This window comes from Demequina sp. NBRC 110051, assembly GCF_002090055.1.
In the GTDB taxonomy this organism is placed as follows: Bacteria; Actinomycetota; Actinomycetes; order Actinomycetales; family Demequinaceae; genus Demequina.
In genome coordinates this window covers 16,775-29,914 of sequence record NZ_BBRH01000007.1, presented here as the reverse complement: position 1 = coordinate 29,914, position 13,140 = coordinate 16,775, and the positions used below count along the sequence as shown (strand labels likewise).

Annotated in this window: 6 protein-coding genes; 3 read left to right on the top strand and 3 right to left on the bottom strand. The window is 68.0% G+C overall.

From position 1 onward, the window contains the following. Window positions 1-69 precede the first annotated feature (69 nt). Window positions 70-624 (top strand): sigma-70 family RNA polymerase sigma factor, encoded by a 555-nt coding sequence (locus B7K20_RS01695; RefSeq protein WP_084099796.1) that lies wholly within the window; start codon window positions 70-72, stop codon window positions 622-624. After that, on the top strand, window positions 621-1,862 hold the full coding sequence (locus B7K20_RS01690; RefSeq protein ID WP_144018469.1) for a hypothetical protein: 1,242 nt from the start codon (window positions 621-623) through the stop codon (window positions 1,860-1,862). The genes B7K20_RS01695 and B7K20_RS01690 overlap by 4 nt, the downstream gene beginning before the upstream one ends. A 16-nt stretch (window positions 1,863-1,878) precedes the next feature. On the opposite strand, the gene B7K20_RS01685 is transcribed toward B7K20_RS01690, so the two are convergent. From B7K20_RS01685 to B7K20_RS01675, 3 genes are read right to left on the bottom strand one after another with little or no spacing between them, the layout of a single operon-like run. Further along, complete coding sequence (locus B7K20_RS01685) at window positions 1,879-3,168, bottom strand: MFS transporter (RefSeq protein WP_084099794.1); 1,290 nt, start codon at window positions 3,166-3,168, stop codon at window positions 1,879-1,881. Window positions 3,169-3,172: 4 nt separating this feature from the next. Beyond that, window positions 3,173-3,946: a hypothetical protein gene (locus tag B7K20_RS01680; protein ID WP_084099793.1), complete on the bottom strand. Its 774-nt coding sequence runs from the start codon at window positions 3,944-3,946 to the stop codon at window positions 3,173-3,175. Continuing rightward, on the bottom strand, window positions 3,943-4,710 hold the full coding sequence (locus B7K20_RS01675) for a hypothetical protein (protein WP_084099792.1): 768 nt from the start codon (window positions 4,708-4,710) through the stop codon (window positions 3,943-3,945). Before B7K20_RS01675 ends, B7K20_RS01680 begins: the two co-directional genes overlap by 4 nt. Before the next feature lie 353 nt (window positions 4,711-5,063). Here B7K20_RS01675 and B7K20_RS01670 point away from each other — a divergent pair, with 353 nt between their 5' ends. Then, on the top strand, window positions 5,064-13,121 hold the full coding sequence (locus B7K20_RS01670; protein ID WP_159449292.1) for a DUF5979 domain-containing protein: 8,058 nt from the start codon (window positions 5,064-5,066) through the stop codon (window positions 13,119-13,121). Window positions 13,122-13,140 lie beyond the last annotated feature (19 nt).

The following is a 13,140-nucleotide window of genomic DNA, read 5'->3' as shown; positions in this document are numbered from 1 at the left end:
GCCACGATGACCCCAACCTTTTCCGGTGCCCATGCGCTTGAGGGGTAGGAACCACAAGGGGGAACACGCATGAGGCGGTGGGGGCCGCAGCTCGAGGAGCTGATGACCAGGAGGTACGGGTCACTGGTCGCATTCGCGCGCATGGCAACGGGCGACCCGGCCAACGCCGAGGACCTGGTGCAGGACGCGCTCGTCGAGACCTTCTCGCGGCGCCGGTCGTTTGCCGATGCGGGCGCGGCCGAGGCGTACACGCGACGGGTGATCGCCTCTCGCGCGATCGACCGCGGACGCCGGCGCCTTACCGAGCGCAAGGCCTTGCGGCGGATAGGCGTGGCGGAGGACGACACCGGCGCGGGGCCCGCCGTGCTGGTCGAGCACCGCACCGATGTGGCGCGGGCCCTAGCCGCGCTGACGCCGCGCGAGCGGGTGTGTGTGGTGCTGCGCTACCTCGAGCATCTGTCCGTCGAGGAAACGGCCGATGCCGTGGGGCTCGCGACGGGGAGCGTTAAGCGGTACGTGCACGACGGCCTCGCGAAGCTTGCGGTCGCGCTCGGCGAGCCCCCTCATGAGGGCGGGCCGGTTCCCCCGCGTGAGAGTGCGTGGGTTGTGAGGAGGGAGGCGTGATGGATGCGTGGGACGAGATGATGCGCGCCGAGTTCGCGCGCGAGGCGGCCGACGTGCGGCAGGCCACCGCACCGGTCGGCGCGCGTGTGGCGCGCCGCGTGCGCCGGCGCCGGGCGGCACAGGCTTCGGTGACGGCGACCGCCGCCGTTGCTGCCGTCGCCGCGGTCGGCGTGGGAGCGTGGGGCTTGGCGGGCAGCGGGGTGCGCGAGCCGGCGCTGCCGATCGCCGGCTCACCCACCCCGTCGGCGGAGCCGTCGACCGAGCCGTCGACCGAGCCGTCGGGCGGGCCTGCGACGCCGGCGGAAGATCCGCAGGGGGAAGATGCCACCTTCGCTCCCGCCCCGTCGCGCGACTCGATCGCCGGCGAGGTGACCTATCCCGAGGCCTACCTGTGGGAAGACGCGATGTGGGACGAGGTGGGCCCCGGCTGGGGGGTGGGTGTCGCATCGGCCCTCGCCGATATCTCCTACCTCGACGGCGCGAAGCAGCTGCCGCCCGCGGTGCTGTACCTGCATAGTCCCGACGGCGTGTATTTCGAGGTCGCAGAGCTTCCCGAGCAGTGGTGGGAAGACACGCGGGTGGTCTCGTGGGACGAAGACGCGAGGTCGGTGCGGCTGTGGTCACGTGATGCCGGCGCTCGCTACGACCTCGAGACGGGCAAGATCGAGGAGGTCGAGTTCTCGATCGGGGGCTCGCCTGCCGGCGCGGAGAGGTTTGTGGCGGCCGATGCCGGGGGCGCGGAGCTGTGGTTCGCCTCGAATGACAACGGGGCCGGCTTCTATCGGTGGTCCGGGGGGCAGTGGGAGAAGGCCGCGACGTGGGACGACGCTCCCGCGGCGCGGGTCCCCGAGCAGGCTCCTGGTATGACCGTGTCACCCCTGGACTCGACCGGCTCGCGGGTGGTGTTGACGGTGGCGACGGACGGTGAGGGCTTTGCGCCGCGGCCCAGCGATGTGGTGGTGTACGACCTCACCGCGGATGCCGCGAGCGTGTATCCGGTGTCGGAGGGTGCCGGGGCGACCTGGATGGCGCCGTGGTGGGTGGACGGCATGACCGTCGCCTTCGAGGTCGACGGCGCGCAGTCCGCTGCCGAGTTGCCCTCACCCCCGGAGCCGCTCGTGTTCGCGGCCGACCCGTCCCTCGATCGACCCGAGCTCGAACGCCTGCCGAATGCGGTCGACGTCGAGTATGGGCAGGCGACCCCTGCTGCGTCCACCGAGCAGGTGTGCGGCTGCTGACGCGAGGAACGGCGCGTCAGGTGTTCGGGGGCACCGGGGGGCCGTCGATCCAACCGTCGCCCGCGTGCATGGACGGCGGCGGTGCGTCGGGAAGCGCCTGCAGGGGTCCCGGTCGCTCGGTGCCGCGCCGGATGATCGGCGCGGTGATCAGCGCGATGCCGAGCATGACGATCGCCGCGCCCGCCGAGAGCATGAGACCCGCCTGAGCGTCGCTTGCGTCGACCAGGTAGCCGCCCACCCAGGCGCCCACGCTCACACCGACGCCCTGGCCGATGCGCAGCCACCCCATCCCCTCAGTGATCTGGTCACGGTTCACGACGCGCTGGACCACGGTGTCGCAGTTGGTCAGCGTAGGGGCGATGGCGATACCGGCGAAGAAGCCCACGATTGCGAGCATGAGCATGTTCACCGAGAAGGCGAGCGCGATCATGCCGACGGTGAGGATCGCGCACCCGATGATGAGGCGCTTCCACAGTGGCGTGCGCCAGTGGCGCGTCCCGTAGAGCAGCCCGCCGGTGAACGAGCCGAAGGCGACCACGCCGAGCGCGAGCCCCGACCACCCCTTGTGGCCCGCCTCCTCCGCAAAGGCGACGAAGGAGATGTCGATCGACCCGAACATGGTGCCGATGCCGAGCGATAGCACCGCTGCAGCGACGATAGACGGGGGAATCCTGAGACCCAGGCTCGCACTGCCCGCGTCGTTGCGCGGCGGCGGCTGCGTGGAGGTCTGGGACAGCAGCACGGTCAGGCCCAGGATCATGGCCGTGGTCGAGACGACGATGCCCGCACCGGGCCACACCGTCGTGGCCAGGATGGTGGCGAGCGCCGGACCGGAGATGAACAACACCTCGTCGAGGGCGCCCTCGAGCGCGAAGGCGGTGTGGATGTCCTCGTCGGAGTCGAGCATGTGCGACCAGCGGGCACGCGTGAGCGAGCCCAGCGGTCCCTGGAACGACGCGAGGATGACGGCGACCCACAACACCCACTCCGGCTCCCCGTTGACCGCCGCCCAGACTCCGATGACGGCTCCGATCACATGCAGCGTGGCGAGCGGGATCATCGCGGCGCGTTGGCCGATCCTGTCGGCAAGCCGGCTGGTGGGGACCGTCTGGAACGCCCAGCACAGGATGCCGATCGCGGCGACACGCCCGGCCATCTCGTAGCTGCCGTACTCGATCTGCACCATGAGGATGAAGGAGATGTTGAACATCGCCATCGGCACGCGCGCCAGGAGGCCGGAGAAGGCGAAGGCCGAGGCACCTGGGCGGGTCAGGATCGAGCGATAGGGGGCAAGCACGTGCCCCATCGTCTCACTCGTCGCTGACGCGCGGTGCCGGAAGGTGGGTGACGCGGGACTTCTTGCGGTCGTCGACGATGAGCCAGGCGGCGCCGCCGACGATCACGGCGAGAGCAGCGATGATGCCCGCCCACAGCAGGATGGGCCCCCAGTCGATGGCGTCGCTGGCCTCGGCCACGATCCTGATGTGCGGCGTGGTGGCAAGATCGGCGAGGCCCAGGGTCACCGTGTGGCCCTCGATCGCGCCGGCGGGGGCCTCCTGGACCAGGCCGGGGAAGGTGAACGTGGCCTGGACGTCGACCGCGGCCTGGGCGAACTCGAGGTTGGTCTGGCCCGCACCCAGGAGCGCGAGGGCATCATCACCCCCGCGGCGGATGTCCACCACGAAGGTGTCGTCATCGCGCTCGAGGGTCGCGCTGGCCTCGACGCTCGCGAGTGCCTGCGTCGAGGCCTCGCTGAAGTCGTCGAGGGGAATGTCGGTGAGCGTGAGCTCGATGCCCTCAAGGTCGCCGCTGACGTAGGGGTCGAGCGTGACCTGGCCGGGGAAGCGGTCGGAGAAATCCTGGAAGTCGTCGGAGTCGCCCACGTTGCCGAGGAGGTCGTTCACGTCGACGCCAAGATAGTCAGTGATCTGACTTGCTACCGAGTCGCTGTAGGCAACAACCGTGTGCTGGCTGAAGGTGTCGTCCGCGTTGATCGTCGTGTCGGCGGTCGCGCGAACGCAGCCCGCGAGGGCGAGCGCGGCCGCCAGGACCGCCGCGACGGATCGGGCAGACGAGGCGCTCACCGTGGGTCGGGGCCGTCGTCGCCCCCAGGCTGCGTGGCGTCGTCGAATGCCGTGGGCTCCGAGGGCAGGGGCGTTTCTGTGGGGTCTTGCGCTGGCTGGCCGGCGGACCGCTCCTGGGAGCCGGAACGGCGGCGCGTGACGACCACGAGGACGACGCCTGCGGCGACCCCCAGCACCAGGCCCACCCCGAGCGCTATCCACCACGGGAACGAGTCGTCGGCGGTCGCTGCGCCGCGGGCCTCGATGGTCTCAGGGCCATTGATCAGGTCCCACGTCACCGTGCGGCCTGAGTCGTCGAGTTCGCCGTTGGTCTCGCTCACCTCGCCAGGGAACGTGAGCGCTAGGGTCATCCTCGCGTCCGCGGGGAGGTCTCCAAGGTCGCCGGCCTGGTCGCTGACGGCCAGCGCGCCTTCCACGACGTACTCATCGCCGTCACGAATGACCGACAGTTCGTCGCTGTCGAAATCGAGTGCAGAGAACGGCTGGTTATCGAAGGTCACGCGCTTGCCGACGTAGTCGTCCTCGGCGAAGCCCGTAGCCTCCCCCTCGGGGAAGCTGCGGTCGATGTCGCCGAACAACTGGTCGATGAGTTCGTCGTCGGTGACGCCGAGGAGTTCGCCCGAGCCGCTTTGCACCGCCATCAGCATGTCGCCGCTGATGGTGTCGTCGTCGTTCAGGGTGACGTTCATCTCGACGCGAATGCACCCCGTCAATGCCAGGGCGCTCACCAGGGCAACCAGAAGAGTGCGGGCAACGGTCGTCATGGCGCCAGCGTCCCATAAGGCAGTGCGCCGGTCCAGGCAGGACCCTGAGGTGGGATTTTCCGGACCTGCGCGTGTGTGCACAGCACGAGAGGCGGGCCCGCCTTCGCTGTCGCGCCCGCTTCGGGGGGTTGCCACGTGCCATCTGTGGCAGCACCTGGTCGCATCGCCGTGCGTGGTCGAGTTGCGGGGGGTAGCTTTCTCGGCGCGCCCTATGTGGGACGCCACCCGGGGCGATAGCCGGAGCGACCTGCCAGGTAAGTGCAGGTTTGTCGCTGCACATGACGGCACTCATTGGGTTAGCGTGGCTCCTATCGCACCGAGGTGGATGCGCACGACACGACAGGGGCAACATCGTGACTTGGGTGGACTGGCAGGGAACGAGGCGAACCGAGGGTGCCCACCGGTATGGCCGGAAACTGGCGTCGCTCCTCCTCGCACTCCTCGTCGTCGCCACGTTCGCGGCGCCCGCACGCGCCGAGGGCCCCGCGGGGCTGACCCTGACGAAGAGCGTCTCGCAGGAGAACATCGCCCCGGGCGACGAGTTTCTCTACACGATCCAGATCAGTTGTGTGTACTCGAGCGCCATCCCCGCGTCGGGCTGCACGGATGCCACCGTCACCGACATCCTTCCCCCACAGTTCCACCTGACGGGGCCGCCGCAAGTGATCAGCTCGGGAAACTCCTTCACCGTGAGTGGCGATGCGGGGGGATCGGACGCTTCTGTCTCGTTTACCACGCCGCTCGATGACCCCGAGGGTGGTCAGGGCATGCTGCAGGGCACCACGGCGACCATCCAGATTCCGGTCGTCGCGGACGCGCTCACGTACGACGACAACGGCGTGCCGATCATCAACGAGGCCGAGTTCACCGCGAGCAACCCGGACACCGACCCGGATTCGGACACAGCGACGGTCATTCCCGAGGTTCCTTTGGTGCTTGACACCGACGTCGAGAAGTCGTTCACGCCGGACAGTGCGCTCGCCGCGCCCGGTAGCGAGACGACCATCGACATCACCGCGAGCAACGAATCGGAGACTGGTGCCGACGAGATGGTCATCGTCGAACCGGCCGATCCGACCGCCTCGCCGAACCCCTTCGATTCCCTCGCCATCACCGATCTCGTCGTGGGTGCCTTCCCCGCGGATGCGGACCTCGTGCAGGTCGACGTCTACACCGACTCGGGATGGGTGAATGGCACGCAAGGGACCACCGCCGCGCTGCCAGGAAGCGTGGACCCCGACGACATCCTCGGCGTCCGCATCACGTTCTCGACCTCATCCGACGACGCGTTCATCCTCCCCGGCTCGAGCGTCGATATCGCGATCGACGCCATCCAGCGAGATCTCGGCGAACTGGCGAGCAACCTCGTCATCGACAACACCGTTTCGTCCACCGTTGAGCGCGACGACGAAACGGCGACGGACAGCGGCGACGCCTCCTACACCATCGAGGCAAATATCCCCGATGTGACCGCGGACAAGTCGTTCGACCCGGTCTCGATCCTTCACGGCGAAACCTCCGACGCCACGCTCGTGGGCGGCGTGGCCGGCGACCTTCCCGTCGAGGAGCTGTCGATCATCGAACCGTCCGCGACAGGTGATCTCCACACGCCAGGGTTTGACTCTTCGATGTCCTTCGAGGGATTTGCCTCCGCGCCCGTGTGGCCCGCGGGAGCGACGGATGCCTCCGTGACCTACTACTGCGCCGACGGCACCGATGAGACGGTGTCCTTCGCAGACGGCGACGTCCCAGGCGAGCCTTCTGGTGGCTGCGAGGTCGCACGCTTCAGCGTCGACTTCACCGGCCTCATGGACCCCGGAGCGTCCGCCACGGTCGTCGCCACCGTCGGTACCGACGCCGACGATCCCGCGGTCCTGACCCCGCTCGACAACGAGATGACGACGACGGGAACCACGGGTGGAGGCGCCTCGGGCAGTGCGACGGACGACGACACCCTGTACTCGTATCTCGAGATCCTCACGTCGACGTCGGGCAAGTCCATCGTCCCAAGCGACATCCTGGGCGAGGATGGTGAGTGGACGGTGCTCGAACTGGCCGGCGGCATTGCGGGAAGGCCCGATCCGGGCGCGGACCCCGAGGGATCGTCGACGGGGAACGCGCAGGACATCGTGGTCCAGGATCCGATCGACCCGGCCGCGGGCTCCGACTATTGGGACGCCTTCAATCCAGATCGCATCACCAACGTCGTGATCCCTCCTGGCGCAACCCTGACGGTGAACTACTGGGATGGGGACTCGTGGGAGCCTCTCGTGGTGGACATCCCGTCCAGCGAGTCACCGTTCTCCTACGACATCGCCGCGAACGCGCCGCCGGTCCCTGGCGCCATTGGTGGCCTCCAGTTCGTTTTCCATTCGGATGAGGGCTTCCCTCCTGGAACCACCGTGTACCCGAACATCGTGATGGACTTTGACGGCTCGGCCGATCTCGATCTTCCCCTGCTGGCCTTAGAAAACTGCACCAGCTCGAGTGCGGAGACGGCGGCGGGCACCGCATCGGACCCCGCCACGGCGTGCGACACCATCAACGTGTACGACCCCGAGGACCCTGTGGGGCCCGGAGTGGGTGACCTGATGGACAAGAACTGGCTAGGCGGCGAGCCGCCGCAGCTCTTCGCGCGCAGCGGAGACCAGGCAACGGCGCGCATCACCTGGTCTACCGGGGGTTACTCGAACGCCGATGCGGTCACCATCACCGATGTGCCGGGGCCGCCCGCCCTTGCCGACAGCGTGTACGACGCGTTCGACCTGGTGCGCATCGACGCGATCACACCAGACACGGATCCGTATATCGAATTCGACGCGGTCGAGGCGGTGCTGCTGTACAACCAGGACACCGGCACGTGGGCCCCCGCCGCGAACAGCCCGTGCGGTGATCTCGGAGCGATCGAGCCCGCGTGTACGGGCCAACTCCCGCAGATCTCGCTCACGGCCGCCGAGCGCGAGACGACGACGGCGGTGCAGTTCGTCTTCGTCGAGAGCCCAGCGCGCGCCTCGTCGACAGACCCCGCCGCGCCGCCGGTGGGCTCTGGTGTGGCTCGCTCGATCAACAACACGCGTCCCATCGACCTCGTCTTCGAGCTACGCGACTGGCTGCGCTCCGACGCCTCGATTCCGGCGACCGGCCACACGCTCTACAACGACGACACGCTTGGCGCAGGGGAACCCGATGAGGGGCTCGTATGGAATCAGGCTCAGGCCGTCGCGGACTTCAGTGACCGGGACGACATCACCGACACCGAGCAGGACGAGATCCTCATCCTTGACGACACGCTCGGCGTGTCGATCGACAAGACCTGGACGGACAACGAGGTCGGCATCCCGCCCGTGGTGACCGATGCCGATGACTACCCGCACGCACCGATCTCATTGACCGTCACCAATACCTCCGCGAATGCCGCGGTGGACACCTTGGCGCTGTGCGATGGCACGGCGTGCAGCGCGGCGATGACGACCTTCGAGTACTTCAACTTCGACGGCTTCACCGAAATCACCATGCCTACCGGCGCGACGGGAGTCACCGTCACCCTGACCGACTCCGCAGACGCGACGGTCCTCACGACGACGGACATCGCGACCGCGCTCGCGTGGACCGGACCCTTCGGCGACGTGACCAACGTGCGTGTCGAATGGGAGGGAAGGATTGAACCGGGGGCCTCCGCCACCGTGTCCTTCGGCACCATCTTGCGCAAGACGATCCGCACCAGCGGCGAGGTCATCGACGCGACGGATGCCGGAACCGTCGTCACCAACGTCGCCTTTGGCACCGTCGACGACGCCGGTCGCAATCCCGACACCCAGCCCGACGCCCCCATCGACCAGGACGATGCACAGGCCAATCTTGTGGAGTTCGAGATCGGTCTCACCGTCGACAAGACCTTTGGCCCCACGGTCGACGACCAGGCAGATGTCTTCACTCAAACCGAGCCCGACCAGTCGGAGTTCCTGCTGGTCCTGAGGAGCCAGCCCTTCGACGGTGCACGCCCGGCGGAGGTCGTCGTGTCGGATGTCGACCCGACGTTCTGGAACGTCTACGAGTTTGTCCGTATAGACGACAGTTTCACGCTGCAGGCACCCGTGGACCAGATCCAGATGTCGGTGCTCACTGGTCAGGCCTTCAGCGGTTCCCCGGGCGGGGACCTGACCGTCACGGGCGGAACGACCGTGAACGGCGGCATTAGCGCGGTCCCCACGCTGCCCGCGGCGGTGGCACCCGCGGAGGTGCAGGGCGTCGTCTTCACCATGAACCGGGCCGACGGCGACCAGTGGGAGGGGCCCGTTCACCCCATCCAAGAAATACCGATCGTCGTGCAGCGCAGAGACGAGATGCTCTCGGGCGGCGAGCCGCCCACCGACCTGTTGGGAAATCAAGCCGCGCCCGGCGAGGATGAGGCCGGACACAGCATCGACACCGTGACGGGATACATCGAGTCCTACCTGGACACGATCGGCGGTGACCCGCTCGTCGTCGACGCTGAGCCCGACGACGCCGAGGTGATCTACGAACACTCGCGGACCGCCGTCGGTGTGGAGAAGACTCCCGCCGGCACGGTGAGCCCGGGTTCGGTGATTCCCTACACGCTGACCTTCACGAACACCGGAGACACCCCCATCTACAACCCGGTGTTCACCGACACGATCCCCACCGACGGGGACGGACCACTGCTCCAGATCGACCCCAGCGCGGCCGAGACCGGTGACAGCCCCTACGGGTTCGCGCTGAGCGGCACGGATCCCGACGCCGAGGACGGGCTGCCGCTGCCGACCGACGAGGCGGAGATCTCGATCACTGAGGACCCGGCGGGCGGTTCGCCGGAGACGATCACCTTCTCGTTCGCCGACGGCTACGTGCTCGGTGTGGGTCAGACGTACACCATCACCGTCCACATGGTGACCCGGCCTGCGCTTCTGGCATCGACCACGATCGAGAACACTGCCTCGGTCGAGGGTGACAGGCCGTTCGACGCGTGCAATGCCGAAGAGTTCGATCCGGCCGTGCCCGAGTGCGACGGCTCAACGCAAGTCATCGTGGCTGCCGGCGGGGCGATCCGTGCCGTCAAGCAGGTGAAGGCAGACGACCCGAGTCTGGGCACCACGAGCGCTGTCGAAGGTGCTGAGTGCATCGCAGATGAGGACGGCTTCTACAGCGCCCCGTGCATTCCGATCTCACCGCCAGGCACCACCGAGACATGGCGGCTCGACCTTGAGAACACCGGAAACGTCCCCCTGGACCAGCTCACGGTGGTGGACCGCATGCCCGACGTGGGTGACCTCACCGCGCTCGAGAACTTCGTCCGCGACTCCGAGTGGCACGCCGAGATCGTCGACCCGCAGGCCGGGGTCTCCGCGCCCCTGCTGTTCCAGCTCGACGTCTACGGCACCACGGAAACGGTGCCGTGCGCCGACGACCTCGTGTCGGGGCCAGGATCGTGTCCCGATGGCGTGTGGGTGCCGATCGAAGACTTCGGCGGCGACTACGCGGACGTCACGGGACTGAAGTACGAATTCGACTTCCGTGGCTTCGCTCCCTTCCGACCGGGTCAGGTCATCACGGTTGATATTCAGACCCGCACGCCGTTGTCGTCTCCGACGGACGGGCCCGACACGATCGCGTGGAACACGGTTGCGGCGGGTGCGGTCACGACCGATGGCGAGGACATCTTGCCCACGGAGGGCAACAAGATCGGTGTTGCCCTCGCGACGGGCCCGCTGAGCATCCTTAAGACGGTCAGCGGCGAGGCGTCGTCGTACGCCCCGGACACGCTGACGGTGGAGCTGGTATGCACGGTGGACGTCGACGGCGAGCCCGTCGAGGCGCACCGGGAGACGCTCACGCTGACCCCCGGCGAGGAACTCACCATCGAGGACCTGCCCTACGGCGCCCAGTGCCACCTCGAGGAGGGCGACAACGGCCAGACCGATGCCAGTGCGGTCACAGCGACTGTGGACCGCGAGGACCAGGTCCTCCAACTGACGTCCCTCGACAACGTGTACGACGAGGCGTCGCTGCTGGTGTCGAAGAATGTGGTCGGCTCCGATGCGTCCGGTGCGGCTGACCCTGCCGACGCGGGCCCGTTCCCGATCTGGGTCAGGTGCGATTTCCTCGGCGAACAGGTGTGGGCGGACGGCTACGGTCCGGTGCTCGCTGACGGCCAGATTCGCCCGATGCTTGCGCTGCTCAGCGACGACGAGGAGGTGCTCTTCACGGGCCTTCCCGCGGGGGCAGAGTGCACCATCACGGAACTGCTCATCGACGAGTCCCCCGCGACCGTGTCGATCGTCGTCACCACTGCGGACGGCAGTGCCACTGTCGATGACAGCGAGGCCGACCTGACGCTGACTCCCGACGACCCGCAAAGCGCGACCGATCCCGGGACGACGAACACCGGGGTCGTGACCAACACCTATGAATTGGGGTCGATTGTCATCGACAAGCAACCGATCGGCCCCGGTGCGGACGATCGTGGCAACGGACCCTTCATCTTCCACGTCGAGTGCACCTTCGACCGCCCGCTGCCACTGCAAGACGTCACGACCTATGACGGCGACATCCGTGTGGGCGGCATCTTCCCGCTGAACCGCACGATCAGTGGGATCGTGGTGGGCTCCGAGTGCATCGTCACGGAGACCGACGACGGCGGCGCCGAAGGCTGGCTCGTCGGCATCGACGACGCGACGCCCTCCGAGCCGCAGGTCGACGTCGACGGCAACCCGTATGTCGAGGTCACGGTGGATGACAGCGATGGCGCAACGGTGGTCGCTCAGGACATCTTCGAGCAGCGTGTGCCGCTAGACATCACCAAGGCCATCGATGAGTCCGTGCAGGACCAGAATGGCGACTCGCCACCGCTGGGTCCCTTCACCGTCGAGCTCGTGTGTGTGTATGGCACGGGCACCGTCTACGAGCACGAGGTGTTCGCGGACGGTTACGACGCCGACAACCCGATGGTGGTGACCCTCGCCCCGGGTGAGACGGTCACGCTCGAGGGCCTTCCTAGTAACAGCGACTGTGTGCTCACAGAGACCGACGTCGCGGGCGCCGCATCGACCACCATCACCGTCACGACCGCGGACGGCTCGACAGTGACGCCCGGCACCGAGGCATCGTTCACTTTGCCCGCGGTCGAGGACGGCGGAACCTCGGCCATGATCGATCTCGTCAACGCGTACCCGGTGGGCTCGCTGCTCCTGAACAAGCAGCTCGATGGGGACGGCGCCGACTCACTTGGCAGTGGACCGTTCACCCTTCACGTGCGATGCGTATGGGCGGGACCCAGTCTCGCGCAGAGCGCCGTCGTGTGGGACGGCGACGTCGTGCTTGGCGGCGACGAGCCCCTCGCCACGCAGATCGACGGGATCGTCGCGGGTTCCGTCTGTGTGGTGACCGAACCAGACGCTGGCGGGGCCGACTACACCGAGTTCTCGCCCGGTACGGCGGGCGGAGCGCGCTCGGTGGTGACGATCGTCGAGGGTGGCGAGTCCCCGGTCGAGGTCGTGGTGACCAACCGCTTCGAGGCGCTCGCGTCGCTCGCGATCACGAAGGAGGTTGAGGACTCGGTCGCGAATGCCGACGGCGAGGTGCCCGACTTCGGCCCCTATGTGGTCGCGGTCAGGTGCGTCTACACCGATCCTGCCGGTGACGAACACGATGTCTATGCGGACGACCGTGAGCCGCTGGTCGCTGGCGCACCGATGGTCGTGGTTCTCGACAACGGGGAGACGGTGACGCTGACGGGCCTGCCGTCGACATCCGAGTGCACGGTCACGGAGTTGGTCGACGGCGGCGCGGTGCGGACGACGGTGACGGTCACGACGGCCGATGCTGGCGCGGCTACCGTCGACGGGACGTCGTCCTCGCTGGTGCTCACCGAGGCAGACACCAACACGGCGCTCGTCACCAACACCTTCGCCGTGGGCGCGCTCGCGATCGAGAAGGTCGTGGGTGGCGGCGGCGCCGCCGAGCGCGGCGCCGGTCCGTTCGAGTTCTCCGTGCTGTGCACGTGGGAGCGCGGGGCCGGAGATCCCGTGACGACGTGGTCGGGCACCGTGACGCTCGGCGGCGACCTGCCGCTCGAGACCCAGATCGACGGTATCGCGGCAGGCTCCGAGTGCGTCGTCACGGAGACCGACTCTGGTGGCGCGGACGACACGAGGCTGACGCCGGCGGGCGCCTCGACGACCGAGGCTGTCGTGACGATTGGCGCGGGCACCTTGGTGACCGTCGTGGCCTACAACCAGTTCGATGCGACCCCGCCGCCCGCGGGCGGCGGCGAGGACGGCGACTCGGGCTTCCTCCCGATCAGCGGCTTCGACGACTGGGCCATCGCCATCATCGCGCTGGCGCTGCTCGCCGCCGGCGCGGTGATCGCGATCATCGCGCGCCGCAAGCGCTGAGACGCCGCGGCCGGGTGAG